Below are 25,130 nucleotides of genomic sequence, written 5' to 3'. Positions count from 1 at the left end.
ATGGCCACCGAACAGACACTCGTCCTCGTGAAGCCCGACGGCGTCGCGCGCGGACTGACCGGCGCGATCCTCGCCCGCATCGAGGCGAAGGGGTACTCGCTCGTCGACATCCGCCTCGTCGACCCCGATCGCGAGCGCCTCGAGCAGCACTACGCCGAGCACGAGGGCAAGCCGTTCTATGAGCCGCTCCTCGAGTTCATGATGTCGGGCCCGTCCGTGGCGATCCGCCTCGCAGGCAACCGCGTCATCGAGGGTTTCCGCTCGCTCGCGGGGACCACCGACCCGACGACGGCCGCACCCGGCACGATCCGCGGGGACTTCGGACGCGACTGGGGCCTCGCCGTCCAACAGAACCTCGTCCACGGCAGCGACAGCGTCGAGTCCGCGAACCGGGAGCTCGCAATCTGGTTCGAATGACGACACGTCGTCACGCGCCCGTCCCGATCACCGGGGCGGGCGCGTCGTCGTCTCAGCGGGTGAACTCGGAGATCCAGTCCAGTCGCACCTGAGCGATCACGCCCACCACCGCGAACGCCACGATGGCCATGAGCGGTGTCCAGGGCATGAGTGCGTCCGCGCGTCGTCGGACGGCGGCGGATGCCGGGAGCGCCCCTTCGCGGACCAGGTGGACGGCGACGGCGAAGAACGTCGGGATCGTCACAGACCACGTCACCATGCACCAGGGGCAGAGGGTGGCGAGCACGAAGATGCTCTGCGTGGTGAGCCAGAGGACGAACGCGAACGCAGCGGTCACGCCGAGCCCGAACAGCAGCCAGAACCACTTCGCGAAGCGCGCCCCGGCCAGCAGCGCCGCACCCACCACGATCGGAGCGACCCACCCGGTGAGCCCGAGGATCGGGTTCGGGAACCCGAACACGGACCCCTGGGCCGAGTCGAGGTTCTTCCCGCACTGGACGAGAAGGCTGATGTCGCAGGATGCCGACGAGCCGGGGTTCTCGAGGAGCGAGAACTTCTCGGTGGTCAGTGCGAACGCCGCGATCCACCCCACGACGCCGGCAAAGATCAGCCAGAGTGCGAAGACGGTCGGGCGGGGAGAGCGGGTCCGCGTGGTCATGTCGGCGATTATCCCATCGGGACTGATCACCTTTCTGATGCGCCGGCCGTGCATATCGGAGAGCTCCGGTCACGGTTCGGGTCCGGGTAGTGGGATAATGGGGCTCGACGTCCCCGCGGCCGCGCCGCCAAGATGTCACCAGAAGACTTCGGGCGATCACGCCCGCGCAGCATCACCCCGCCGAGTGTGCGGGGATCGGCTGCAGACCGAATGAGTTCGCGGCACCTCCGAGACCGGAGCGTCGCCGCCCGATTTTCGCCGGACGGCACGCGGGGCCGTCGGCTGGGAGTAGGCCAGAGATGGCAGATGACACGAACGACACGACAGCGACCGACGCGATCGATGGGGATCTGACGGCCACGGCCGACCAGACCGCCGAGGTGGCGTCGTCCGATCAGGATGCAGCTCAGCTCGAGCAGCAGGTCGAGCCCGAGCAGCACGTCCAGTCCTCCGGTCCCGAGGAGCCGACGGAAGACGCTCCGTCCGCAGAGGCCGAGCAGCCTGCCGAGCCCGAGCAGCCCGCCGAGCCGGAGAAGCCTGCCGAGCCCGAGCAGCCCGCCGAGCCGGAGAAGCCTGCCGAGCCGCAGAAGCCCGCTGAGCCGGAGCAGCCTGCCGAGCCGACGATCCCGACGGCGGTGAGCCTCGGGCTCCTGCCCGAACAGTTCGTCTCGGCCGTGTCGACGGCCCTCCACTTCTACGCCCCCGAGGTCCCGCCGTTGCCGGCTGCGGCGCGCGACGAGCGCGACCGGGACGACCGCGGCCGGGACGACCGTGGGCGTGACGACCGTGATGAGCCGTCCGCCGAGTCCGGCGGCAGCTCGCGTCGTCGCAACCGTCGTCGCGGTGGCAACGCCGTCGAGCAGAACGACGAGCCGGTCGCGCCCCGCCGCCGCGCCGTCGAGGTCATCACCGAGCCGCAGCGGATCAAGGGATCCACGCGACTCGAAGCCAAGAAGCAGCGCCGTCGCGATGGGCGCGAAGCCGGTCGTCGCCGCGCCGTCGTCACCGAGGCCGAGTTCCTCGCCCGCCGCGAGTCCGTCGATCGCGACATGATCGTCCGCTCGCGCGGCGGTCGCATCCAGATCGGCGTGCTCGAGGACAACGTCCTCGTCGAGCACTACGTCGCCCGCAACCAGGATGCGTCGCTCATCGGCAACGTGTACCTCGGTCGCGTGCAGAACGTCCTCCCCAGCATGGAGGCGGCCTTCGTCGACATCGGTCGCGGCCGCAACGCCGTGCTGTACTCCGGCGAGGTCGACTGGGATGCCGTCGAGACCGGCAACCAGCCGCGCCGGATCGAACTGGCACTCAAGTCCGGCGACCGCGTCCTCGTGCAGGTCACGAAGGACCCCGTCGGCCACAAGGGCGCCCGCCTGACGAGCCAGATCTCCCTTCCGGGTCGCTACCTCGTGTACGTTCCCGGCGGCGCCATGAACGGCATCTCCCGGAAGCTCCCCGACACCGAGCGTGCTCGCCTGAAGAAGATCCTCAAGGAGGTCCTCCCGGAGTCGTCCGGCGTCATCGTGCGCACGGCCGCCGAGGGCGCGACCGAGGAGCAGCTGACGCGGGACGTCCAGCGGCTCACCTCGCAGTGGGAGCACATCAGCACGCAGGCGCAGACCGGGCAGGCTCCCGCGCTCCTGCATTCGGAGCCCGACCTTCTGGTCAAGATCGTCCGCGATGTCTTCAACGAGGACTTCCGCAAGATGCTCATCCAGGGCGACGAGGCATACGAGACCATCACGTCGTACCTGACGGGCGTCGCTCCCGACCTGCTCGAGCGCATCGAGAAGTACGAGGGCGAGCAGGACCCGTTCGACGTCTTCCGCGTCACCGAGCAGATCGAGAAGGCGCTGGACCGCAAGGTCTGGCTGCCCTCCGGTGGTTCCCTCGTCATCGACCGCACCGAGGCGATGACGGTCGTCGACGTCAACACCGGCAAGTTCGTCGGCACCGGCGGAAACCTCGAAGAGACGGTCACGAAGAACAACCTCGAGGCCGCGGAGGAGATCGTCCGCCAGCTGCGCCTTCGCGACATCGGCGGCATCATCGTCGTCGACTTCATCGACATGGTGCTCGAGTCCAACCGCGACCTCGTCCTCCGCCGCCTCGTCGAGTGCCTGAGCCGCGACCGGACGAAGCACCAGGTCGCCGAGGTCACCTCGCTCGGCCTCGTCCAGATGACCCGCAAGAAGATCGGCCTCGGCCTGCTCGAGACGTTCAGCGAGGCGTGCGAGGTGTGCGCCGGTCGAGGCGTCATCGTCCACCACGACCCCGTCGTCAAGCACCGCTCCTCGGGCGGCGACCGGGGCAACGGCAACGGTGGCAACAACGGGAACAACCGTCGTCCGCGCCAGAACAGCGGTTCGTCGCAGAACCAGGGCGCAAACGCCCCCGCCGCGGCACCCGGCCACACCCACGTCATCACGGAGGGTGTGAAGTCCGCGCTCGCGCAGATCGCGGCATCCACCATTCAGCCTCACGAGGAGGCGGCCGCGGCCGCTGCGGAGGAGCAGGTCGCCGAGCGGCCCGAGCGCGCCAAGCGTCCCCGTCGCAAGAAGGCGGATGCCGCGCCGAAGACCGATGCCGATCGTCTGCTCGACTCGGTCCTCGAGGCGCTCCCCGAGCCGAAGGCTCCGGGTCAGGGCCGCGCGCGCCGTCGTGTGACGACGGCCGCCCTCACGGGCACACCCGTCCAGACGGCTCCGGAGGACTGATCCGGCGCGTCACCGCCCCCGACGTTGGCGGGCGGTGACGCGCAGTCCCGAGGCGATCAGTCGGCGCACGAGCTCGTGCGCGCCGACCTGCTCGGCGCCGCCGGCGACCAGGCGCGCGATCGCGTCCTCCGGGACGTCGTAGTGGTCACGATCGAATGCACGCGGCGGGATGCCGTGGGTCGCCGCGAAGGCGTGCAGCTCATCCAGGTCGCTGTCCGAGACCAGGTGGGCCCACAGCCTGCCGTGGGCGGGCCACATCGCGGAGTCGACGAGAACGGTCATCCGCCGATCTTAGGCGGGCGCGTCCCGGGCGGGACCGCGCGCGACGCGCCGGGGGTCGCTTTTGCCCTCACTGCGGGGATCGGGTATTCTGGTCCCTTGGTGCGTCACGTGTCGCAGGCAGTTGCGATGCAGAGCCTGGCTTCCGCACCATGACTTCCAGTCTCATCAGACAATCGGAGCCGTGCGCTCCACAGAAGAAACAAGGTGTGAAGTGGTTTACGCAGTTGTGCGCGCCGGTGGCCGTCAGGAGAAGGTTCAGGTCGGAACGATCGTCGTCCTCGACCGTCAGTCGGCCAAGATCGGCGACAAGATCGAGCTCCCCGCCGTCCTGTTCGTCGACGGCGACGCCGTGACGACCGACGCCGACAAGCTCGCCAAGGTCAAGGTCACCGCCGAGGTCGTCGGCGAAGAGCGTGGTCCGAAGATCATCATCCAGAAGTTCAAGAACAAGACCGGCTACAAGAAGCGCCAGGGCCACCGCCAGGACCTCACGCGCGTCAAGATCACCGGCATCAAGTAAGTAGCCGAGAGGACACGAGAGATGGCACACAAAAAGGGCGCAAGCTCCACCCGTAACGGTCGTGACTCCAACGCACAGCGCCTCGGCGTGAAGCGGTTCGGTGGTCAGAAGGTCCTCGCCGGCGAGATCATCGTCCGTCAGCGCGGCACCCACTTCCACCCCGGCGCCGATGTCGGCCGCGGTGGCGACGACACGCTGTTCGCTCTGGCCGCCGGTGCGGTCGAGTTCGGCACGAAGGGCGGCCGCAAGGTCGTCAACATCGTGCCGGTCGCTGAGTGACCACACACAATCCTTGACGAGGGGCGGGCTGCGGCCCGCCCCTCTCTTTTTCCCCGCCGACCGTGGTCGGCTTCCCCGTCAGGAGACACCGCATGGTGACGTTCGTCGATCGCGTGACGCTGCATTTGAGCGCAGGCAAGGGCGGCAACGGCTGCGTGTCCGTGAAGCGCGAGAAGTTCAAGCCTCTCGCCGGTCCTGACGGCGGCAACGGCGGGCACGGCGGCGACATCATCCTCGTGTCCGACCCCCAGGTCACCACCCTGCTCTCGTACCACCACTCGCCGCACCGTTCCGCCGGTAACGGCGGCTTCGGCATGGGAGACCACCGCTCCGGAGCCCAGGGCGAGCCGCTCGAGCTCCAGGTGCCCGTCGGAACCGTCGTCAAGGACGAGACCGGTGAGGTTCTCGTCGACATGGCGACGCCCGGCATCCGCTTCGTCGTCGCCCCCGGCGGCCAGGGTGGTCTCGGCAACGCGGCGCTCGCGAACCCGAAGCGCAAGGCGCCCGGATTCGCACTCCTGGGTACCCCGGGGTGGGAGGGCGACGTTCAGCTCGAGCTGAAGACCGTTGCTGACGTGGCTCTGGTCGGGTTCCCGTCGGCCGGCAAGTCGAGCCTCATCGCGGCCATCTCGGCGGCGCGGCCCAAGATCGCCGACTACCCGTTCACGACGCTGCACCCGAACCTCGGTGTCGTCCAGGCCGGCGATGCCCGCTACACCGTGGCCGACGTCCCCGGGCTGATCGAAGGCGCGAGCGAGGGCAAGGGCCTCGGGCTCGAGTTCCTCCGCCACGTCGAGCGTTGCACGGCCCTCGTCCACGTGCTCGATTGCGCGACGCTGGAGCCCGGTCGCGACCCCATCAGCGACCTCGACGTGATCCTGGCCGAGCTCGCCGCCTACCCCGTTCCCGAGGGGCAGATTCCGCTGCTCGAACGCCCGCAGCTCGTCGCGCTGAACAAGCTCGACGTGCCCGAGGCGAAGGAGCTCGCAGATCTCGTTCGCCCTGAGCTCGAGCAGCGCGGATTCCGTGTCTTCGACATCTCGACGGTCAGCCGCGACGGCCTCCGTCAGCTGACGTTCGCCCTCGGTGAGATCGTCGAGGAGCACCGGGCGGCGCTGGCCGCGGCGCCCGCTCCCGAGCGCGTCGTCATCCGCCCGCAGGGAACGAAGAAGGACTTCGAGATCCGCGTCGAGGGTGGCACCTACGGCAACATCTACCGCATCCTCGGCGACAAGCCGGTGCGGTGGGTGCAGCAGACGGACTTCCAGAACGAAGAGGCCGTCGGCTTCCTGGCCGACCGCCTCGAGAAGCTCGGCGTGGAGGACGGCCTCTTCAAGGCCGGTGCGCAGGCCGGGTCGACGGTCGTCATCGGCGCCGGCGACGGGATCGTCTTCGACTGGCACCCCTCGCTCGGCTCCGCAGCCGAGCTCATGACCGCGCCGCGTGGCACGGATCCCCGACTCGACCTGAACCCCCGTCGCACGACCTCGCAGCGCCGTGATCGCTATCACGAGCGGATGGATGCCAAGGCCGAGGCGCGCGCCGAGCTCGAGTCCGAGCGGATCGCTGCGACGCGCGGGGAGGACGAGGACGAGTCGTGACGCTGCAGGACCGTGCCGGGCTCGCCGGCGCACGCCGCGTCGTCGTCAAGGTGGGCTCGTCGTCCATCAGCGGTGAGAACGCGGAGAAGATCGGGCCGATCGTCGATGCCCTGGCCGAGGCGCACGCCCGCGGGACCGAGGTCGTCCTGGTGTCCTCCGGTGCGATCGCGACCGGGATGCCGTTCCTGCTGCTCGACGCCCGTCCGAGCGACCTCGCGACGCAGCAGGCCGCGGCCGCCGTCGGGCAGAACGTCCTGATCTACCGCTACCAGGAGGCCCTTCGGCCCTTCGACATCGTCGCCGGGCAGGTGCTCCTGACCGCGGGGGACCTCGAGAACCCGACGCACCGTTCCAACGCCCGACGGGCCATGGAACGCCTCCTGGGCCTGCGCATCCTCCCGATCGTCAACGAGAACGATACCGTCGCGACCCACGAGATCCGCTTCGGTGACAACGACCGACTGGCGGCCCTCGTGGCTCAGCTCGTGGGCGCCGACGCCCTCGTGCTCCTGAGCGACATCGAGACTCTCTACACGCGCCCGCCGGACGAGCCGGGCGCCACCCCGATCATCGACGTCGCGTACGGCGACGATCTGTCGGGCTATCAGTTCGGGTCCGTCGTGGTGAACAGTGTCGGCACGGGCGGAGCGGCGACGAAGGCCTCGGCCGCTCGGCTGGCAGCATCCGCCGGGATCGCGGTGCTCGTCACGAGCGCCGACCTCGTGCACGACGCCCTGCGGGGCGAACAGGTGGGCACCTGGTTCGCACCGAACCCCCAACCCGCCGCTCCCGTGACTACCGCTCCGGTGCGGGTCGACGGCGCTTGAGACGCTGAGACCCGGCATCCGCCGCCCTAGACTTGGCGGATGACGATCACCGCTGCCACGCCCCAGGAGCGCATGCATTCGGCGCGGACCGCCTCGCGGTCGCTGGGACTGCTGACGGATGCCGCCAAGACCGCCCTCCTGCGTTCGATCGCCGAGGCCATCGATGCGAACGTCGACGAGATCGTCGAAGCGAACGCCGACGACGTCTCGCGCGGGCGAGCTGACGGCCTCACGACGGGGCTCATCGACCGGCTCACCCTCGACGGCAGTCGGGTCGCGGCCCTCGCGACGGCGGTGCGCGACGTCGCCCAGCTGCCCGACCCCGTCGGACGCGTCCTCGACGACCGCGTCCTCGACAACGGGCTGCACCTGCAGAAGGTCTCCGTGCCGTTCGGTGTGATCGGGTCGATCTACGAGGCGCGTCCCAACGTGACCGTCGACATCGCCGCTCTCGCGCTCCGTTCGGGGAACGCGGTGGTGTTGCGAGGGGGGAGTGCTGCGCAGTCGACCAATGCGGCGCTGATCTCGGTGATGAGGGGCGCTCTCGCCGACGCCGGCGTCGACCCCGAGGCGATCCAGACCGTCGACGACTTCGGTCGCGATGGTGCGCGGGCCCTCATGCGGGCGCGCGGCCTCGTCGACGTCCTAGTGCCGCGGGGGAGCGCGCAGCTCATCGAGACCGTCGTCACCGAGTCCTCCGTCCCCGTCATCGAAACCGGTGCCGGCGTCGTGCACATCGTCCTCGACGCGACCGCACCGCTGGACTGGGCGACCGACATCGTCGTCAACGCGAAGGTGCAGCGTCCGAGTGTCTGCAATGCGGTGGAGACCGTCCTCGTGCACCGCGATGCGGCATCCCGTCTCCTGCCCTCCGTCATCGAGGCTCTGCAGGAACGCGGCGTGACCGTCCACGGCGATGCCGCCGCGGCATCCTTCGGTCGGGATGTCGTACCCGCGACCGACGAGGACTGGGCCACCGAGCACATGAGCCTCGACATCTCGATCCGCGTCGTCGACGACCTCGACGACGCGCTGGCTCACATCCGGCGATACTCGACGCAGCACACCGAATCGATCATCACGACCGACGACGACGTCGCCGAACGGTTCCTGGCCGAAGTGGATGCCGCCGTCGTGATGGTCAACGCGTCGACCCGGTTCACCGACGGGGGAGAGTTCGGCTTCGGCGCCGAGGTGGGGATCTCGACCCAGAAGCTCCACGCCCGAGGGCCCATGGGGCTGCCCGAACTGACGACCACGAAGTGGTTGGCGCGGGGCGCCGGGCAGATCCGGTCCTGACCGCCTAAACTGTTCCTGCACCCGACCCCTCGAACGGAGCCCGAATGAACTTCGCGACGACCATCGTCCTCGCCGCAGCCGAGACTGAGCACCACGGTGGAAACGTCATGGCCACGACCTACGGGTACGGCATCGTGGCTTTCGCGCTGTTTATGCTGCTGGGCCTCGTGAGCGTGTCGTACCGCAACGTGGCCAACCGTCACGCCCACAAGGCCGAGGCGTACGCCGCGAAGAACCCCGTGCAGCAGGCGGGCCACGGCCACCACTGAGGCCGCGTTCATGGCAACCACGCGGGCACCGCGTATCGGTGTGATGGGCGGCACGTTCGACCCCATCCACCACGGTCACCTCGTGGCGGCGAGCGAGGTTGCGCAGTCGTTCGACCTCGACGAGGTCGTGTTCGTCCCGACCGGTCAGCCCTGGCAGAAGTCCGGCGTGTCGTCGTCGGAGCACCGCTATCTGATGACCGTTATCGCCACGGCATCCAACCCCATGTTCACCGTCAGTCGTGTCGACGTCGACCGCACCGGGGCCACCTACACGATCGACACGTTGCGTGACCTCAAAGCGCAGCGGCCCGATGCGCAGCTCTTCTTCATCACCGGTGCGGACGCGATCGCGCAGATCGTCGGCTGGCGGGACGTCGACGAACTGTGGGACCTCGCGCACTTCGTGGCGGTCTCCCGTCCGGGCCACACGCTGAGCGTCGACGGGCTGCCCTCGGACGACGTCAGCGTCCTCGAGATCCCGGCGCTGTCCATCTCGTCCACCGACTGCCGCGCTCGCGTGAGCCGTGGGCACCCCGTCTGGTACCTCGTGCCCGACGGCGTCGTCCAATACATTGCGAAGCATCACCTGTATCGGAGCAAGGCATGAGCACACCAGACCAGCCGAGCACCCCGCCCCTGACACGGCGGCAGCTGCGGGAGCTGCGCAACACGGCATCCACGCCGATCATCACGCCCGAAGAGGCGCAAGCGGATGCCGACGCGTCGGACGCCGCTGCCGTGGAGGCTGCTCTCGCCGAGGTCGAGCACGAGTCCGAGGTCGCCCCGGAGCGCACTCCGGCCGTTCTCGCGGACGACGTGGACCTCGACCCTGACGCCCACCCCGTGACGCGACGCCAGGCGCGGCATCTCGCGAAGCTGCGCACCGGGACGGTCGACGTCGTCGAGTCCGCTCCCGTAACGGACGAGGTCTCGACAGGCGACGCCGCGGCGACCGAGCACGAGACGACCGAGCACGAGACGGCTGAGCACGAGACCGCCGATGGTGAGCCGGTCGATGGGATCCCCGCCGATGGGGACCACGATGACGACCATGCGTCCGCCGACGACGCCGAGACGCCGCAGGAGGACGCTGAGGGGTCGACCTCGGTGGACGAATCTGCGGAACCCGTCTCGGACGCGCCGGAGCACACTGTCGAGCCGGATGCCGACTCCGCAGAAGTTCCCCTCGACGCGGCCCCCGCGGACGTGGAAGCCGAGGCCGACGAGTCCACCGACGCGCCGGAGCCCGCGCGGGTCGTCGCTCCCGAGCTCGGCGCGCAACTCCTCGCGGACGGTGCGGCGCCCGTCGACGTTCCGCCGTCGTTCGACCACTTGCTGACGCGCGGCGGCAGCGGCTCGTCGTCGGCGCCTAACGCGCTGATCCTGTCGCAGACGCCCGAGACCGGATCGCTCTCGGTCCCGATCCTCGGCACGGGAGAACTGATCATCACCGGCAGTTACGCGTTGCCGGAGAGCTTCGGGTCCACGGGGACGTCCCCTGGATCCGACGGTAAGGATGCCGACGCCGCCCTCATGGACGGCGAACTGCCGCCGGCATCCTCACCGACCCCGATCGCCGCATCGGCGGCGATCAGTACGATCAAGAGTGCGGATGAGATCATCCGCCCCCCGGCTCCCGAAAAGGGAAGCCGCCTCATCATGACCCTCGCGATCTGCGCCGGTGCCCTCGGGCTGGCTCTCGCGACGGTGCTCATCTTCACCGTTGTGAACGGAGTCTTTTAATGGTTGCTGCAGAGCACACGCACGAACTGGTCCAGGTGGCCGCGGCCGCCGCCGACAGCAAGGGGGGAACCGATCTCGTCGCCTTCGACGTGTCGGGACCGCTTCCGCTGATCGACGCCTTCCTCCTCGTCACCGGTAACAGCGAGCGCAACGTCGCCGCCATCGCCGACGAGGTCGAGGACAAGATGCTCGAGGCGGGCCAGAAGCGCCTGCGCCGCGAGGGACGCGACGAATCGCGCTGGGTGCTGATCGACTTCGGCGACCTGGTCGTCCACGTCTTCCACGAAGAGGAGCGCGTGTTCTACGGCCTCGAGCGCCTGTGGAAGGACTGCCCGATCATCCCCGTGACGATCGCGGAGCCCACGCGCAGCGAGTGACGTCGTCGCCGCGTGTTCAGAGCACTCCTCCGCGTGTAGTAAGCTGGATGAGTTGCCGCGAGCGGCGACCAAGGGCCTGTGGCGCAGCTGGTAGCGCACCTGCATGGCATGCAGGGGGTCAGGGGTTCGAGTCCCCTCAGGTCCACCAAATACCCCGGTTCGCCGGGGTTTTTGTGTTTCTCCCCGCGGGTGCGTCGATGCCGTACGCTCGGCGCATGCACATCGGATCGGCACGAAGGCGGGGGCCTCGTGGGGCGGTGCGAGACATGAGTCGAGCCGACCTCCGCCTCGTCCCCATGACCCCGCGGGATCCGCACGAACCGGCCAGGGCAGCCTCGTCGCTGGAGCTCTTCTTCGATCTCGTCTTCGTCGTCGCCGTCAGCATCTCCGCGGTCGAGCTGCATCACGCTCTGACCGGCGGTCACATCGTCGATGGCGTCCTGAGTTATGCCGCCGTGTTCTTCAGCATCTGGTGGGCATGGATGAACTTCACCTGGTTCGCCACCGCATTCGATACGGACGACTGGCTCTACCGTCTCCTCACCATCGTCCAGATGGGAGGCGTGCTGGTGCTCGCGGCAGGAGTCCATTCGGCATTCGCCGACGGCGACTTCCGCATCGTGACCGCGGGGTACGTGGTCATGCGGCTCGCCATGGTCGCTCAGTGGATCCGTGCCTTCCGGGGAGCGGGGCCGGCGCGAGCGGCGACGGTGACCTACGCCGTCGGGATCACGGCGGTGCAGGTCCTCTGGGTGGCGGCACTGCTGCTCCCGGTCGGTGCCTTCCGGCTCGTCATCGTGGGGCTGATCCTCGCGGAGCTGGCGGTTCCGGTCATCGCGGAGAGCAGAGCGCCCACACCGCGCAACGCGCACCACATCACCGAGCGCTACGGTCTGTTCACTCTCATCCTGCTCGGTGAGAGTCTGCTCGCCTCCGCGAACGCGGTGATCCACGCCGTGCAGGATGCCGAGTCACTGACTCCACTCATCGGGATCGCCGTCCTCACCCTCGCCGTGACCGCCGCGCTGTGGTGGATCTACTTCTGGCCGCCGCACCACCTGGCGATCGACCGGCTGGGAAGTCCATTGCTGTACGGCTACGGCCACTACTTCGTGTTCGCGGCGGCCGGCGCCTTCTCCGCCGGCATCGAGGTCGAGATCGACGTGCTGACAGGTGACAGCGCGTTGATGTCGCCTGCGGCATCCTTCACCTATACGGTGCCCATCGCGATCTTCATCGGGGTCGTCTGGCTGCTGGCGATCCGTCCGCACGCGGGGCGTGCCGTGAACCTCATCGTCCCGTCGGGAGCGGTCCTCGTCCTCATCGACCCGCTCGTCCCGGTGCCCGTGGCGTTGACGGCCGTCATCCTCGCCGGGGTGGTCGCGGCTCTCATCGTCTCCGAACCGCGCGCGGTCGATGCCGACGGCGGGGCGCTCGTCGACGTCTGATTCCGTGCGAACCGGTGGTCCTCAGCTCGCCGAGGTCTGCAGCTCACGGCGCCGACGCGCATGACGCCACTCCGATACGAAGACGGAGCTCCGTCCGGCGGCGGTGCAGACGCCGCACACGGCTGCCGCAGCGAGGACGGCGCCGGCCTGATCAGAACCCTGTGCCGCGCCGGTCACCGAGGAGAGGAGGAGCAGCACGATCCCGGACGTCACGGCCCCAAGCAGCCAGAACACCATCACGTGCGCGACGACGCCGCGCACATTCCGCATCCACCGGGCCACGAGCCACGCGATCGGCGCGCCGAGCCACACCAACGCGAACGAGAGTGCGGCCGCGCCCAGCACGACGAAGACGAGAAGACCCTTCACGCTCTCGTCCGTCTGCATCGCTACGACGAACAAGTACACGGCGACGACCGCGACGAAACAGACCCACGTGGTGAATGTGTGACGAGCGACGTCGCGGGAATCAAGGGCTCTCGATCCCGGCTCACTCGGCGGAATCGGAAGCCTCCGCGTCCACCTCGGCGGCGTCGACGTCGAGATCCCCGGCGTCGGGAGCGACGAACCGCTCCTCGGGAGACGGGTCGTCAGGGTGATCAGGGGCACCGTGGGGCGCAGGGGGCAGGCCGTCCTGCTCTCCGCCGACGAGTCGCTCCAGGTCGGGCGTGGGATCGTTGCTCATGGGGGTCCTCTCGACTCTTCGAGCATGTCGGACCTCGAGCGTTGCGTCGAGGGCCTTGACCGGATTCAGCTGTTCTCGGCCGGGTCAACCAGCTGCAGCAGCAGGCTCCGGATGGGCTGCGCCCGCTCGGTAAAGGCGCGTTGCGCCGTGACGTACTCGGCCTTGCCCGCCGGCGTCTCGATGGGCACGGGGGAGTAGCCCCAGTCGCTGAGGTCGTACGGCGAGGCTCGCATGTCGAGTTCCCGGATGTCGCGGGCGAGCACGAACGCATCCAGAAGCAACTCGCCGGGAACCAGCGGGCCGAGCTTCACCGCCCATTTGTAGAGATCCATTCCGGCGTGCAGGCAACCTGGCTGCTCGTTCTGCGCCTGGGTCTCGCGCGTGGGCGTGAAGCGATTGCGAGGCGTCGCTTCAGGAGTGAAGAACCGGAATGCGTCGATGTGCGTGCACCGCAGGTCGTGGGCCTCGACGACGGCATCTGTGCCATCCCCACCGAGCCGCAGCGGCACGGGATGCCGCGTCTCGCCGTCACGGTAGACCATGGCCCACTCGTGAAGGCCGAAGCATCCGTACGAGCCGGTCCGTCCGAGCGTGCTCGACAGGATGCCGCGGATCGCGCGGACCAGCGGCGCCTTCTCGGTGAGGAACGCGTCGGCGTCGGCCGCGACCGTGCCCGCCTCGCTGCGGTACCAGCGCCACCCCGCGTGCGGCGAGTCCGCGGCATCCGCCAACCGGACGTCACGCCCCGGATGCCAGCGGCGCAGGACAGCCGGCTTGTAGGAGTAGTACGTGTAGAGGAAGTCGTCGACCGGGTGCGTCTCGCCCCTGGCGGCGCGATGACGGCGTCCGGCGGTCAGCGCATCGGCCCGCTCGGCATGCGCTCGCATCCGCTCGGTCCAGTCGGTCCGCGCGAGGACGTCGCTCGTCAGGGTGGGCATCGCAGGCCGGTCAGAGGGGCTGGATGAGTTCGGGGGAATCGTTGCGGACGTTGCCGACGGCACTGGAGACGACGTGGTCGGTGAGGCCGGCGACGACCTGGGGGGCTGCGTCGACGGCGGCGTCGAGGAGGTCGCCGACGTTGTCCACCTCGGTGTCGAGCCACGCGTCGGCGAAGTCGGCGTCGAGGAACAACGGCATCCGGTCATGGATCGACCCGAGCGGCGCGACGGCGTCGCGCGTGATGATCGTGAAGGACAGCACCCAGCGCGTGGGGTCGTCCTCGGCCTTCGCCGGGTCCTTCCACCACTCGTAGAGTCCCGCGAACAGCAGCGGGGACCCGTCGGCGGGATGGATGAAGTACGGCGTCTTGCCCTCGTCGGTCGTCTGCCACTCGTAGTACCCGGTGGCAGGCACGATCGCGCGGCGCTTGATGAGGGCCTGCCGGAACATCGGCTTGTCCTCGAGCTCCTCCGAACGCGCGTTGAACGCCCGCGCGCCGACCTTCACGTCCTTCGCCCACGAGGGGACGAGGCCCCAGCGCGCCGGCTCCAGCCGCCGTGTGGGCGGGTCGGTCTTGGCCGAGTCGAGGACGATACCCACCCGCGAGGTCGGGGCGATGTTGTACGACGGAGCGGGGAGGTCGTCGCTCTCGACGTCGACGCGGAGAACGCCGACCAGTTCCGAGGCGACGTTGGCAACGACGAAGCGACCGCACATGGCTGTCAGCCTAGGAGGAGGTGGGGACATCGCGGACGATGTCGACGTCGGTCAGTCGCTCGAGCAGCTCCGCGCCGTCGTCGCCGGTGACCCAGGGCACGCCCGCGGCGCTGTGGTCGTCCACGGCCGTCCGACCGCCCGCGAGGACCGCCTCGGCGGGAGTCAGTCGCCGGATCGCGACGGCGGCGACCTGCTCGGGATGCTCGATCGTGAACTGCGTGTAGATCTCGTCATCGTGCTGACCGTCGTCGCCGATGAGCAACCAGTCGATGTCGGGGAACTCATCCGCCAGGCGGCGCAGGTTCTCGTGCTTGTGCTCCTTGCCGCTGCGGAACCACCGGTCGTGCGTCGGACCCCAGTCCGTCAGGAGCATCGCGCCGAGGGGGAACAGATGCCGCCGCTGGAATCGCACCAGGGTCGGCGCGACGTTCCACGCACCCGTCGACAGGTACAGGATCGGCGATCCGGGGTTCTCACGAACGAGCCGCTCGAGCAGGACGGCCATGCCGGGAACCGGCTGGCGGGCGTGCTCGTTGAGGACGAAGGAGTTCCACGCCGCCACGAAGGGCCGGGGGAGGGCGGTGACCATCACGGTGTCGTCCACGTCCGAGATCACCCCGAACCGGATGTCGTCTCCGACGATGAACACGCGGGCGTCGACCGGGTCGGCATCCTCCACGCTCATCGTGATCGTCTGCCAGCCCGCGGCGAGCGTAGCCGGGAGCACGGCGTCGACGACCCCACCGCGATCGGCGGCGACCTCGTGGCTCACCCCGTCGATCATCACGGTCACCCGCGCGTGGGCGATCGGCACGGCGGCGAAACTCCGCCATCCGCGCACACCGGCGTAGTCGCCCCGCTCTCGGCGCTTGGCCTTCGGGGGGATCAGCACCCGGCCGAGGACGCGCACCCACTGCGTGCTGCCGTACCCGGGGAACGCGGCGACCGTGGGCCGGCGGCCGTTCGCGCGGGCGCGCTTCTCGCGCCAGGCGTGGAACCGGTATTCGAGGCGTGCCAGCCAGAGCACCTTGGCGTCGCGGGGGGAGGAGGACATCGATTCAGTCTTTCACGTCGTCGGCCCGAGCCTCCGGCGCATCGTCGAGCTCGAGGTGGCGTGCCTCCCGGGCGCTGATGACGCGCTTCGCGATGTAGACGAGCAGGACGAACGCCGCGATGACGGCGACGAAGAGGTAGCCCGCGTAGTGGAGGCTGTCGGAGAGTTCGCGGTACCCCTCGGCGGCGGCCGCGGCGACGGAGACGTACGCGACCGACCAGACCGTGCACGCGGGCACGGTCCACGCGAGGAACCTGCGGTACGCGAATCCGCTCATCCCCACGGTGAGCGGGACGAGGGAGTGGAGGACCGGGAGGAAGCGCGACAGGAAGATGGCGGGCCCGCCGCGTCGACGCAGATAGAGCTCCGCGCGCATCCAGTTGCGTTCGCCGATCAGCTTCCCGACGCGCGAGAACCGGATGCGCGGTCCCAGCCAGCGTCCGAGCGCGAATCCGATGCTCTCGCCGATGAGCGATCCGATGAGGATGGCCAGGACGAGCCAGGTGCCCTCGGCGAGGTTGTCGACGGCCGTGCCGGCGACGATGACGATCGTGTCGCCGGGGACGATGAGCCCGACGAGGACGCTCGTCTCGAGCATCATCGCGAGTCCGGCGACGATGACGCGCACGACCGGGTCGACCGCCTGGACGGTACCGAGCAGCCAGTCGAGGATCTCGTTCACGACCTCAGATTATCCGCCGTCTACCCTGAGGGGGTGTCCAGCGACCTCGCCTCCCGCGCACTCGACGGCTGGCTCGATCCCGCGATCGCCTTCGCGACGGTCGTCGGCGATGCCGGGGACGCCTTCTGGTTGGATGCCGGGCCCGACGCCGCCGACGGGTGGAGCTGGGTGGGCACCGGCATCCCCTCGTCGCCTCCTCACGAGGTCCGCCTCTCCGGTGGGACGGATGCCGCTGCGGGACCCTTCCGTGGCGGCTGGGTCGGCTGGTCGGGGTACGACGCGGCGGCCCGCCGCGCCGGCGCGCCTGCCGTGGACGACGTCGGGCCCGCAGAGGTCTGGCTCCGCGTCGATCGGATGCTGGGGTTCGATCACGCTGCACAGCGGATGGTCGCCTTCGGTGCGGAGGACGTCCTCGACGGGCTGGCCGCGTCGGTCGCTCGGGCTATCGCGACGGGAGAGGCCCCGAGCCCCGCGGAACCGCCCGTGGTCGAGGTCGTCGCCCGGCACGATCCTGCGGGGTACATCGCCCTCATCGAACAGTGTCGCGAAGAGATCAGGGAGGGGCGTGCGTACCAGCTGTGCCTCACCACGCGGTTCGAGACGGAGGCATCCGTCGACCCGGTCGACACGTACCTGCGGCTGAGAGCCGCGACGCCGGCGCACCACGGCGGATTCATCCGCAGCGGCGGGTGGGCGCTCGTCAGTGCGTCACCCGAGCAGTTCCTCTCGGTCTCGGAGGGGATCGTCCGCACGCGCCCCATCAAGGGCACGCGACCGCGTTCCGTCGACGTCGTCGAGGACGCGGCTCTCGCCGCCCAGCTGCGGGGGAGTGAGAAGGAGCAGGCCGAGAACGTCATGATCGTCGACCTCATGCGCAACGACCTGCAGCGCGTGTGCCAGACGGGGACGGTCGCGGCGGAGCGACTGCTCGAGGTCGAGTCCTACCCCGCGGTGCACCAGCTCGTGAGCACGGTGGCGGGGCGGGTGCGCCCGGGGACGACGGTCGGCGACCTGTGGGATGCCGCTTTCCCGGCCGGGAGCATGACGGGCGCGCCGAAGCTCTCGGCGATGCAGATCCTCCACCGGCTGGAGGGCGCGCCGCGCGGTGTCTTCGCGGGGTGCTTCGGGTGGGTCGGCTCGGACGGGGGACTCGACCTCGCCATGGTGATCCGCTCGATCGTGACCCATCCGGGCGGGGCCTATGTCGGTGCCGGCGGCGGTATCACGTGGGGCTCGATCGCGGCCCACGAGGTCGCGGAGGTGGGGATCAAAGCCCGAGCGCCGCTTCGCGCGCTGGGGGCGGAACTGCCACCGGGATGGTGAAAGTCCTGGTCCGCTAGGCTGAAAAGGCGCTTTCGCGCGCCCTCCCGACTTTGCACGATTGGTTCACCGTGTCCTCCAGCACCTCCTCCGACGCATCGACTCCCGAGCAGACCGGTTTCGACTCGCGCGCCATCCAGGCCAAGTGGCAGGCCCGGTGGGCGGAGTCCGACCCGTTCAAGGCCGGCGGCGACGAGGACACGCGCCCGCGCAAGTACGTGCTCGGGATGTTCCCCTACCCCTCGGGCGACCTTCACATGGGCCACGCCGAGAACTACGCCTACGTCGACGCCGTCGCGCGCTTCTGGCGCCACCGCGGCTACAACGTGCTGAACCCGATCGGCTGGGACTCCTTCGGCCTGCCCGCCGAGAACGCCGCGATCAAGGGCGGCGCCGGTTCCGACCCGCGCGAGTGGACCTACAACAACATCGACCAGCACAAGGTCAGCTTCCGTGCGTTCGGGTCGTCGTACGACTGGAGCCGCGTCCTCCACACGAGCGACCCCGAGTACTACCGCTGGAACCAGTGGCTGTTCCAGCGTCTGTTCGAGCGCGGGCTCGCCTACCGCAAGCAGAGCGCCGTCAACTGGTGCCCGAACGACCAGACCGTGCTCGCGAACGAGCAGGTCGTCGACGGTCACTGCGAGCGGTGCGGGTACGAGGTCGTCAAGAAGAAGCTGACGCAGTGGTACTTCAAGATCACCGAGTACGCCGACCGTCTGCTCGACGACCTGAACCAGCTCGAGGGCTTCTGGCCCCACAAGGTGCTGCAGATGCAGCGCAACTGGATCGGCCGCTCCATCGGCGCCGACATCGACTTCGAGATCGAGGGTCGTGCCGAGAAGATCACCGTCTTCTCCACCCGTCCCGACACCCTCCACGGCGCGACCTTCATGGTCGTCGCGCCTGACTCGGACCTCGCTGCGGAGCTCGTCGACGGCGCCTCGCCCGAGGTTCAGCAGCGCTTCCGGAACTACCTCGACACGGTGCAGAAGACGAGCGAGATCGAGCGCCAGACCGCCGATCGCCCCAAGACCGGTGTGTTCCTCGACCGTTTCGCGATCAACCCGATCAACGGTGAGCGTCTGCCGATCTGGGCGGCGGACTACGTCCTGGCCGATTACGGTCACGGCGCCGTCATGGCCGTCCCCGCGCACGACCAGCGCGACCTCGACTTCGCCCGCGCGTTCGACCTGCCGGTCAAGGTCGTCGTCGACACGACCGCTCCGGTCACCGGTGCCATCCCGGTCATCGAGGTCGACGAGGACGGCGTGCCGATCGGCGATGACCTCGAGTCGATCGACCCCGCCCGCACGGGCACCGCCCTGACGGGCGACGGACGCCTCATCAACTCCGGGTCGCTCAACGGCCTGTCCAAGCGCAACGCGATCGCCCGCGCGATCGAGGAGCTCACGTCGGCGGGAACCGGTCGCGCCGCGAAGACCTATCGCCTGCGCGACTGGCTGATCTCGCGCCAGCGCTTCTGGGGCACACCGATCCCGATGATCCACACCGAGGACGGGCGGATCGTCCCCGTTCCCGACGAGCAGCTGCCCGTCATCCTCCCCGACGCCAAGGGTCTCGACCTGAAGCCCAAGGGCACGTCGCCGCTGGGCGGCGCCACGGAGTGGATGTCGACGGTCGACCCCGAGACCGGCGAGCCGGCTCTCCGCGACGCCGACACGATGGACACGTTCGTCGACAGCTCGTGGTACTTCCTGCGCTTCCTGGCCCCGAACGGGGCGACGGAGCCGTTCCCGACGGCCGAGGCATCCAAGTGGGCACCGGTCGACTCGTACATCGGCGGCGTCGAGCACGCGATCCTCCACCTGCTCTACGCCCGGTTCATCACGAAGGTCCTGTTCGACATGGGCCTCGTCGACTTCACCGAGCCGTTCACAAGCCTGATCAACCAGGGCATGGTGCTGCTCGACGGCTCGAAGATGTCGAAGTCGAAGGGCAACCTCGTCGAGTTCGCGTCGAGCATGGACGACCCGGGTGCGGATGCCGTCCGCGTGGCGATCGCGTTCGCCGGACCCGTCGAGGACGACATCAACTGGGAGGACGTGTCGACCACCGGCGCTCAGAAGTTCATCGCCCGTGCGATGCGCGTCGCCACCGACGTCGCGAGCCCGTCGGACGTGGTCTGGGCCGAGGGCGACACCGCGCTCCGCCGCGTCACCCACCGTCTCTGGGCGGACGTCGTGGGCCTCGTCGAGCAGTCGAAGTTCAACGTCGTCGTCGCGCGCCTCATGGAGCTCGTCAACGCGACGCGCAAGGCGATCGACTCGGGAGCCGGCGCCGCGGACCCCGCCGTCCGCGAGGCCGCGGAGGCCGTTGCGATGATCCTCGACCTCTTCGCTCCGCACACCGCGGAGGAGATGTGGGAGATCCTCGGCTACAAGCCGTTCGTCGGCGTCGTGCCGTGGCGTCAGGCGGACCCCACGCTCCTCGTCGAGGAGTCGGTGACCGCCGTCGTGCAGGTCAACGGCAAGGTGCGCGGCACGCTCACCGTCCCGGCGAAGATCTCGGGCGACGAGCTCGAGAAGCTCGCCCGGGCCGACGAGAAGGTGCGTCGCGCCATCGGCGACAAGGAGATCACCCGCGCCGTCGTGCGCGCGCCGAAGGTCGTCAGCTTCACCGTCGCCTGACTCGGTGAGGACGGTCGCCTTCTCCACGGCGACCGTCCGGCAATCGTTCCTCCACCGTCCTCGGCCTGCGGCCGGCGTCAGCGGTCGTCGCCGCGATGATCGTGGTCATGGGTGCGGAGGCGGTGCCGGGATCTCGACGCCGGTTGGGGATCGGAGCCGCGATCGTCCTGGTCGTCGTGGTGGCCGCGGTGACCATCGCGATCGGGATCGTGCGCACCGGCGCCGAGTCCGCCGTCGAGACGGTCCCCGATGCTGTGGCCGAGACGGTCGCGCCCGCCGCGGTCTACGTCCACGTCTCCGGTGAGGTCCGCGCCCCAGGCCTCTATCGCCTCGACCAGGGCGCCCGCGTCGTCGATGCCGTCGCTGCCGCGGGCGGGTTCTCGGACGAGGCCTCCCGCGACGGCGTGAACCTGGCGCGGCCGGTGAGCGACGGTGAACAGCTGCACATCCCGGCCGAAGGAGCCGAGCAGACGGATGCCGGTGCCTCGGCCGCCCCTGAGGGGGACGGTCGTGTGAACCTCAACACCGCCGACCTCGCCGCCCTCGACACGCTCCCGCGGGTGGGTCCGGCGATCGCGCAGCGGATCCTCGACTGGCGCGAGGAGAACGGCCGCTTCACCAGCGTCGACGATCTCATGGCGGTGCCGGGGATCGGGGAGAAGATGCTCGCGTCTATCCGCGACCTGGTGACGGTGTGAGTGTTCGGACCGCGCGGCGTCGCGACCTTCGGTTGCTGCCGGTTGCTCTCTTGGCGTGGGCCTGTGCAGGCGCCGCGATCGTCTTCCCCGAGCATGCGACCGCTCTCGCTGTCGCACTGTGGGTGGTTGCCGTCCTTGCTCTGGCGATCGCGGCGCGAGGGTCCCGGCCGACGACGGCGGCACTGATCGCGGTGGCCTTCGCTGTCGCCGGGGGCGCGGCATCCCATGTCGCGCTCGCTCAGCCCGCGCGGGACGCCGTCGCAGACCTGCCGATCACCGGGGGGCGTAGCGCCACGTTCGAGGTCGATGTCGTCGGCAAGGTCGAACGGTCCGCCACTGGGTTCCGCTTCGACGCGATCACCCGCGCCGTCACGATCGGCCCCGACACGACTCCGGTCTCGGCTCCCGTCCTCGTCCGGACGCAGGAGAGGCCGCCCGGGCTCGACCTGGGGGCGCGTGCGGTCGTGACGGGGACCGCGTTCCGCGCGGATGCCGGGGACCGGGAAGTCCTCGTCGTCGAGGCGTTGTCGCTCGAGCTCGAGCGTCCGCCTACGGGCCCGCTCGCCGCGGCGGCCCAGCTGCGGACGGGCCTGGCGAACGCGGTCGACGGCCTCCCTGACCCCGGTGCGGGGCTCGTCCCGGGGCTCGCCGTCGGCGACACGTCAGCGGTCACCGGCGACCTCGACCGGCAGATGAAGGCATCATCGCTTTCGCACCTCACCGCAGTCTCCGGGGCGAACTGCGCGCTCGTCGTCGGGATCGCCTTCGGCATCGCAGCCCTCTGCGGGGCGCGGCGCGGCACCCGCGTCACGGCGGGACTCGCGACGCTCATCGCGTTCATCGTGCTCGTCTCACCCGAGCCCAGCGTCGTCCGCGCGGGAGCGATGGCGGCGATCGCGATGCTCGGGGTCCTGCTGGGACGCATCGGCGCGGGCATGTCCATCCTGTCCGCGTCGGTGTGCGTGCTGCTGGTGCTCGACCCGTGGCTCGCGGCCTCCCTCGGCTTCGCCCTGTCGGCGGTGGCGACCGGGTCGCTCCTGCTGTTCGCCGGGTCGCTCGCCGACGGGATGTCGCGATGGATGCCGGCGCCCCTCGCGCTCGCCCTCTCCGTGCCGCTCGCGGCGCAGCTCGCCTGCGGCCCGCTGCTCGTGCTGATCGAGCCGACCGTGCCCCTCGTCGGCGTGCTTGCGAACCTGCTCGCAGGACCCGCGGCGCCGGCCGCGACCGTCCTCGGACTGCTGGCATGCCTCGCGCTGCCTTTTCCCGTGCTCGCGCAGGGGCTCGCGGCGATCGCGTGGCTGCCCGCCGCCTGGATCGCGGGAACGGCGGACGTGTCCGCGCGGCTGCCCGGGGCATCCATCGGATGGCTGGAAGGGATGCCGGGTCTCATCGCCCTCGCCGCGACAGGAGCCGCGATCGGCATCGTGCTCGTGGCGCGTCGGCATCGGTTGCGGCGGTGGGCGGGGTGGGCGCTCGTCGCGATCGTCGTCGTCGTGCTGGGGGCGGGGCCGTTCCGGACCCTCATCGACCGCACCCGTGCCCCGGACGAGTGGGCGATCGTCGCGTGCGACGTCGGCCAGGGCGACGCCGTCCTCGTCCGGTCCGGCGACGCGGTCATGCTCATGGACACGGGGCCGGAGCCGGCGCCCCTCCGCGCGTGCCTCGATCGATTCGCGATCGACCGTGTCGACGTCCTCGTCTTGACGCATTTCGACATGGATCACCGCGGCGGTGCAGACGTCATGGTCGGCCGCGCCGACCTCGTCCTGCACGGTCCGATCCCCGATCCTGAAGCGGCCACCGTGATCGCCCGCTTCACGGTGGCCGGTGCGCGTGCGCTCGAGGTGTCCGCCGGCCAGAGCGGAGCCCTGGGGGAGTGCCGCTGGCGCGCCCTGTGGCCCAAGCCGCGCGACCCGGTCTATCCCTCCGGGAACGACGCGAGCGTCGTCATCGACGTCACCGGATGCCGCGTCCCCGACGCCATCTTCCTCGGCGACCTGTCGGCGCAGCCGCAACGATCCCTGCTCGCTTCCCACGCGATCGACCGCACCTATTCGGTGGTCAAAGTCGCGCACCACGGCAGCGCCGATCAGGACCACAGCCTCTATGAAGGGCTCGACGCGGCCGTCGCCCTCGTGACCGTCGGAGAGAACACCTACGGCCACCCACGGGACGAGATCCTCGACCTCCTCCGCGAGGAGCACGCGATCATCGCCCGCACCGACAGGTCCGGTGACGTCGCTCTTTGGGGCGACGGTGACGGGATCCGGCTGTGGCGGTCCCGCGGGGAAGACGGCTGACCCTCGTAGGCTGACCGGATGCCTCCCACCCGCACGGCCCTTTCGCTCACCTCTCTGCGCGATGCTCCTCGCGGCGGTCGCGGCTGTGTGGGCGCTGTCCCGAATCGTCCTGCCACGACGGCGAGGCGTCGGCGCCCCTCGGTAGGCTGGACCCATGCCGAGCCCCCGTCGTCCTGCCGCGAAGACGGCGAAGTCGGCGATCCCGCAGATCTCCTGGCGTGCGCCGCAGCCCGCGCCCGTCGTCCTCGTCTCGGGGCCCGAGGAGATCTGCGCCGAGCGGGCGACCGCCGGCATCCGTGAATACCTGCGCGCCGAGGATCCGAGCCTCGAAGTCACCGACATCCGCGCCGACGACTACGCGCCGGGCACCCTCTTCGCGGTGTCATCACCCTCGCTGTTCGGCGAGCCGCGCCTCGTCCGCGTCTCGGGTGTCGAGAAATGCTCCGACGCGTTCCTGACAGAGGCGATCCGCTACCTCGAAGCGCCGCAGGAGGGCGCGACGATCGTGCTCCGCCACACCGGCGCGAGCGTTCGCGGCAAGAAGCTCCTCGACACGATCCGTTCGGGCGCCGGCGGCGGCATCGAGATCGCCTGCCCCGCGGTCAAGCGTGACTCCGACCGCTTCGACTTCGCGGCGGGCGAGTTCCAGGCCGCCAAACGCCGCATCGCCCCGCCCGCGCTCCGCGCCCTCGTCTCGGCCTTCGCCGACGACCTCACCGAGCTCGCGGCCGCGTGCCAGCAGCTCATCTCCGACGTCGAGGGCGACATCACCGAGCAGGTCGTCACCCGTTACTACGGCGGCCGCGTCGAGACGACCGCGTTCGCCGTCGCCGACACCGCCATCGCCGGACGCTACGGCGACGCCCTCGTCACCCTCCGCCACGCGCTCGCCTCCGGGGCGGACCCCGTGCCCATGGTCGCGGCGATCGCCTCGAAGCTCCGCACCATGGCGCGCGTCGCCGGCACCCGCGAGCCCTCCGGCGCCCTCGCCGCGCGCATCGGCATGAAGGACTGGCAGGTCGACCGTGCCCGCCGCGACCTCGCCGGCTGGACCGAGTTTTCGCTCGGCATCGCGATCCAGGCTGCCGCCCGAGCGGATGCCGAGGTCAAAGGCGCGTCCCGCGATGCTGTGTTCGCGGTCGAGCGCCTCGTCACGGTCGTGGCGACCCGAGCCCCGTACGGCGCCTGAGGCACGTCAGCCGCAAACGACGAAGGCCCATCCCTTTCGGGACGGGCCTTCGTCGTAGCTCGGCGTTCGCGGCTCAGAGAGCAGCGACCTGCTTCGCGATCGAGGACTTGCGGTTCGCCGCCTGGTTCTCGTGGATGACGCCCTTGCTGACGGCCTTGTCGAGCTTCCTGGTCGCCTTCACCAGAGCCTTCTCGGCAGCGGCCTTGTCGCCGGCGGTGATGGCCGCGCGGGTCTGACGGACGACGGTCCGCAGCTCGCTCTTGACGGCCTTGTTCCGCTCGCGGGCCTTCTCGTTGGTCTTGTTGCGCTTGATCTGCGACTTGATGTTCGCCACGTTCGACGTATCTTTCGTTCGAGGTACAGGTGGATGTGCCGGCGACAGAAGAGGGCTGTCACTCAGCGGTCGTGTGAGGGAGGAACCCACACGCAAGCCAAAAACAGATCTTATCAGGTGGGAG

General features: G+C 69.6%; 26 protein-coding genes and 1 tRNA gene. 18 read left to right on the top strand and 9 right to left on the bottom strand.

Features of this window, described 5'->3' with window-relative positions; genetic code table 11:
* Entirely contained in the window at positions 1-417 is a 417-nt protein-coding gene (gene ndk, locus H286_RS0105910) for a nucleoside-diphosphate kinase (protein WP_020097453.1), read from the top strand.
* A 52-nt stretch (positions 418-469) separates the two neighbouring features.
* Here the strand turns inward: ndk and H286_RS0105905 are convergent, their stop codons facing one another.
* Positions 470-1,075, bottom strand: coding sequence for a vitamin K epoxide reductase family protein (locus H286_RS0105905; RefSeq protein WP_020097452.1), 606 nt, complete (start codon positions 1,073-1,075; stop codon positions 470-472).
* Between the two features lie 299 nt (positions 1,076-1,374).
* On the opposite strand from H286_RS0105905, the gene H286_RS0105900 reads away from it, so the two are divergent.
* Positions 1,375-3,792 carry an Rne/Rng family ribonuclease gene (locus tag H286_RS0105900; RefSeq protein ID WP_020097451.1) on the top strand — a complete coding sequence of 806 codons (2,418 nt, stop codon included), beginning with the start codon at positions 1,375-1,377 and terminating at the stop codon, positions 3,790-3,792.
* 9 nt (positions 3,793-3,801) lie between these two features.
* On the opposite strand, the gene H286_RS0105895 is transcribed toward H286_RS0105900, so the two are convergent.
* Positions 3,802-4,074: a DUF4031 domain-containing protein gene (locus H286_RS0105895; protein ID WP_018186591.1), complete on the bottom strand. Its 273-nt coding sequence runs from the start codon at positions 4,072-4,074 to the stop codon at positions 3,802-3,804.
* Between the two features lie 211 nt (positions 4,075-4,285).
* On the opposite strand from H286_RS0105895, the gene rplU reads away from it, so the two are divergent.
* The 11 genes from rplU to H286_RS0105840 all read left to right on the top strand — a co-directional run bounded on the left by rplU (position 4,286) and on the right by H286_RS0105840 (position 12,437).
* The gene (gene rplU, locus H286_RS0105890; RefSeq protein WP_026302840.1) at positions 4,286-4,594 is read left to right on the top strand and encodes a 50S ribosomal protein L21; all 309 of its coding nucleotides are present in this window, start codon (positions 4,286-4,288) and stop codon (positions 4,592-4,594) included.
* 21 nt (positions 4,595-4,615) lie between these two features.
* Entirely contained in the window at positions 4,616-4,873 is a 258-nt protein-coding gene (gene rpmA, locus H286_RS0105885) for a 50S ribosomal protein L27 (protein WP_018186593.1), read from the top strand.
* A 92-nt stretch (positions 4,874-4,965) separates the two neighbouring features.
* Entirely contained in the window at positions 4,966-6,474 is a 1,509-nt protein-coding gene (obgE, locus tag H286_RS0105880; RefSeq protein ID WP_018186594.1) for a GTPase ObgE, read from the top strand.
* On the top strand, positions 6,471-7,301 hold the full coding sequence (proB, locus tag H286_RS0105875) for a glutamate 5-kinase (RefSeq protein WP_020097450.1): 831 nt from the start codon (positions 6,471-6,473) through the stop codon (positions 7,299-7,301). Before obgE ends, proB begins: the two co-directional genes overlap by 4 nt.
* A 39-nt stretch (positions 7,302-7,340) precedes the next feature.
* On the top strand, positions 7,341-8,600 hold the full coding sequence (locus tag H286_RS0105870) for a glutamate-5-semialdehyde dehydrogenase (RefSeq protein ID WP_020097449.1): 1,260 nt from the start codon (positions 7,341-7,343) through the stop codon (positions 8,598-8,600).
* Between the two features lie 44 nt (positions 8,601-8,644).
* Positions 8,645-8,869: a hypothetical protein gene (locus tag H286_RS0105865; RefSeq protein WP_020097448.1), complete on the top strand. Its 225-nt coding sequence runs from the start codon at positions 8,645-8,647 to the stop codon at positions 8,867-8,869.
* A gap of 10 nt (positions 8,870-8,879) precedes the next feature.
* Positions 8,880-9,476, top strand: a complete 597-nt coding sequence (gene nadD, locus H286_RS0105860) for a nicotinate-nucleotide adenylyltransferase (RefSeq protein ID WP_026302841.1) — start codon at positions 8,880-8,882, stop codon at positions 9,474-9,476.
* A complete protein-coding gene (locus H286_RS0105855) occupies positions 9,473-10,612 on the top strand; it encodes a hypothetical protein (RefSeq protein WP_020097447.1) in 1,140 nt (379 codons plus the stop codon). The genes nadD and H286_RS0105855 overlap by 4 nt, the downstream gene beginning before the upstream one ends.
* Entirely contained in the window at positions 10,612-10,989 is a 378-nt protein-coding gene (gene rsfS / locus H286_RS0105850; RefSeq protein ID WP_020097446.1) for a ribosome silencing factor, read from the top strand. The genes H286_RS0105855 and rsfS overlap by 1 nt, the downstream gene beginning before the upstream one ends.
* A gap of 72 nt (positions 10,990-11,061) precedes the next feature.
* A tRNA-Ala gene (locus tag H286_RS0105845) sits at positions 11,062-11,137 on the top strand.
* A 118-nt stretch (positions 11,138-11,255) separates the two neighbouring features.
* Positions 11,256-12,437, top strand: coding sequence for a low temperature requirement protein A (locus tag H286_RS0105840; RefSeq protein ID WP_020097445.1), 1,182 nt, complete (start codon positions 11,256-11,258; stop codon positions 12,435-12,437).
* 21 nt (positions 12,438-12,458) lie between these two features.
* Here the strand turns inward: H286_RS0105840 and H286_RS0105835 are convergent, their stop codons facing one another.
* The 6 genes from H286_RS0105835 to H286_RS0105810 all read right to left on the bottom strand — a co-directional run bounded on the left by H286_RS0105835 (position 12,459) and on the right by H286_RS0105810 (position 16,514).
* Positions 12,459-12,824: a hypothetical protein gene (locus H286_RS0105835; protein WP_018186602.1), complete on the bottom strand. Its 366-nt coding sequence runs from the start codon at positions 12,822-12,824 to the stop codon at positions 12,459-12,461.
* 103 nt (positions 12,825-12,927) lie between these two features.
* Entirely contained in the window at positions 12,928-13,122 is a 195-nt protein-coding gene (locus H286_RS0105830; RefSeq protein WP_018186603.1) for a hypothetical protein, read from the bottom strand.
* A 65-nt stretch (positions 13,123-13,187) separates the two neighbouring features.
* Positions 13,188-14,060, bottom strand: coding sequence for a hypothetical protein (locus tag H286_RS0105825; protein WP_020097443.1), 873 nt, complete (start codon positions 14,058-14,060; stop codon positions 13,188-13,190).
* Positions 14,061-14,070: 10 nt separating this feature from the next.
* Complete coding sequence (locus H286_RS0105820; protein ID WP_018186605.1) at positions 14,071-14,778, bottom strand: SOS response-associated peptidase; 708 nt, start codon at positions 14,776-14,778, stop codon at positions 14,071-14,073.
* Positions 14,779-14,788: 10 nt separating this feature from the next.
* Positions 14,789-15,832: an App1 family protein gene (locus H286_RS0105815; RefSeq protein ID WP_018186606.1), complete on the bottom strand. Its 1,044-nt coding sequence runs from the start codon at positions 15,830-15,832 to the stop codon at positions 14,789-14,791.
* Between the two features lie 4 nt (positions 15,833-15,836).
* Positions 15,837-16,514 (bottom strand): DedA family protein, encoded by a 678-nt coding sequence (locus H286_RS0105810; protein ID WP_020097442.1) that lies wholly within the window; start codon positions 16,512-16,514, stop codon positions 15,837-15,839.
* A gap of 33 nt (positions 16,515-16,547) precedes the next feature.
* Here H286_RS0105810 and H286_RS0105805 point away from each other — a divergent pair, with 33 nt between their 5' ends.
* The 5 genes from H286_RS0105805 (at position 16,548) to holA (ending at position 24,672) form a co-directional block, all read left to right on the top strand.
* The gene (locus H286_RS0105805) at positions 16,548-17,837 is read left to right on the top strand and encodes an anthranilate synthase component I family protein (RefSeq protein WP_020097441.1); all 1,290 of its coding nucleotides are present in this window, start codon (positions 16,548-16,550) and stop codon (positions 17,835-17,837) included.
* Positions 17,838-17,905: 68 nt separating this feature from the next.
* The gene (gene leuS / locus H286_RS0105800; RefSeq protein WP_020097440.1) at positions 17,906-20,485 is read left to right on the top strand and encodes a leucine--tRNA ligase; all 2,580 of its coding nucleotides are present in this window, start codon (positions 17,906-17,908) and stop codon (positions 20,483-20,485) included.
* Positions 20,486-20,592: 107 nt separating this feature from the next.
* Positions 20,593-21,183, top strand: a complete 591-nt coding sequence (locus H286_RS0105795; protein ID WP_020097439.1) for a ComEA family DNA-binding protein — start codon at positions 20,593-20,595, stop codon at positions 21,181-21,183.
* On the top strand, positions 21,180-23,483 hold the full coding sequence (locus tag H286_RS0105790; protein WP_028497407.1) for a ComEC/Rec2 family competence protein: 2,304 nt from the start codon (positions 21,180-21,182) through the stop codon (positions 23,481-23,483). Before H286_RS0105795 ends, H286_RS0105790 begins: the two co-directional genes overlap by 4 nt.
* A 154-nt stretch (positions 23,484-23,637) precedes the next feature.
* Entirely contained in the window at positions 23,638-24,672 is a 1,035-nt protein-coding gene (gene holA, locus H286_RS0105785; RefSeq protein WP_020097437.1) for a DNA polymerase III subunit delta, read from the top strand.
* A gap of 73 nt (positions 24,673-24,745) precedes the next feature.
* On the opposite strand, the gene rpsT is transcribed toward holA, so the two are convergent.
* Positions 24,746-25,006 carry a 30S ribosomal protein S20 gene (gene rpsT, locus H286_RS0105780; protein ID WP_020097436.1) on the bottom strand — a complete coding sequence of 87 codons (261 nt, stop codon included), beginning with the start codon at positions 25,004-25,006 and terminating at the stop codon, positions 24,746-24,748.
* Between the last annotated feature and the right edge of the window lie 124 nt (positions 25,007-25,130).

It is taken from the genome of Microbacterium sp. 11MF, from assembly GCF_000383475.1.
GTDB lineage: Bacteria > Actinomycetota > Actinomycetes > Actinomycetales > Microbacteriaceae > Microbacterium > Microbacterium aquilitoris.
The sequence above is the reverse complement of the archived record's forward strand: the minus strand, read 5'-3'. Positions and strand labels throughout refer to the sequence as shown.

Coding starts and splice junctions, on each gene's coding strand:
- ndk (WP_020097453.1), top strand. CDS start 1: ATGGCCACCGAACAGACACTCGTCCTCGTGAAGCCCGACGGCGTCGCG.
- H286_RS0105905 (WP_020097452.1), bottom strand. CDS start 1,075: ATGACCACGCGGACCCGCTCTCCCCGCCCGACCGTCTTCGCACTCTGG.
- H286_RS0105900 (WP_020097451.1), top strand. CDS start 1,375: ATGGCAGATGACACGAACGACACGACAGCGACCGACGCGATCGATGGG.
- H286_RS0105895 (WP_018186591.1), bottom strand. CDS start 4,074: ATGACCGTTCTCGTCGACTCCGCGATGTGGCCCGCCCACGGCAGGCTG.
- rpmA (WP_018186593.1), top strand. CDS start 4,616: ATGGCACACAAAAAGGGCGCAAGCTCCACCCGTAACGGTCGTGACTCC.
- obgE (WP_018186594.1), top strand. CDS start 4,966: ATGGTGACGTTCGTCGATCGCGTGACGCTGCATTTGAGCGCAGGCAAG.
- H286_RS0105870 (WP_020097449.1), top strand. CDS start 7,341: ATGACGATCACCGCTGCCACGCCCCAGGAGCGCATGCATTCGGCGCGG.
- H286_RS0105865 (WP_020097448.1), top strand. CDS start 8,645: ATGAACTTCGCGACGACCATCGTCCTCGCCGCAGCCGAGACTGAGCAC.
- nadD (WP_026302841.1), top strand. CDS start 8,880: ATGGCAACCACGCGGGCACCGCGTATCGGTGTGATGGGCGGCACGTTC.
- H286_RS0105855 (WP_020097447.1), top strand. CDS start 9,473: ATGAGCACACCAGACCAGCCGAGCACCCCGCCCCTGACACGGCGGCAG.
- rsfS (WP_020097446.1), top strand. CDS start 10,612: ATGGTTGCTGCAGAGCACACGCACGAACTGGTCCAGGTGGCCGCGGCC.
- H286_RS0105840 (WP_020097445.1), top strand. CDS start 11,256: ATGAGTCGAGCCGACCTCCGCCTCGTCCCCATGACCCCGCGGGATCCG.
- H286_RS0105835 (WP_018186602.1), bottom strand. CDS start 12,824: ATGCAGACGGACGAGAGCGTGAAGGGTCTTCTCGTCTTCGTCGTGCTG.
- H286_RS0105830 (WP_018186603.1), bottom strand. CDS start 13,122: ATGAGCAACGATCCCACGCCCGACCTGGAGCGACTCGTCGGCGGAGAG.
- H286_RS0105825 (WP_020097443.1), bottom strand. CDS start 14,060: ATGCCCACCCTGACGAGCGACGTCCTCGCGCGGACCGACTGGACCGAG.
- H286_RS0105820 (WP_018186605.1), bottom strand. CDS start 14,778: ATGTGCGGTCGCTTCGTCGTTGCCAACGTCGCCTCGGAACTGGTCGGC.
- H286_RS0105815 (WP_018186606.1), bottom strand. CDS start 15,832: ATGTCCTCCTCCCCCCGCGACGCCAAGGTGCTCTGGCTGGCACGCCTC.
- H286_RS0105795 (WP_020097439.1), top strand. CDS start 20,593: ATGGGTGCGGAGGCGGTGCCGGGATCTCGACGCCGGTTGGGGATCGGA.
- holA (WP_020097437.1), top strand. CDS start 23,638: ATGCCGAGCCCCCGTCGTCCTGCCGCGAAGACGGCGAAGTCGGCGATC.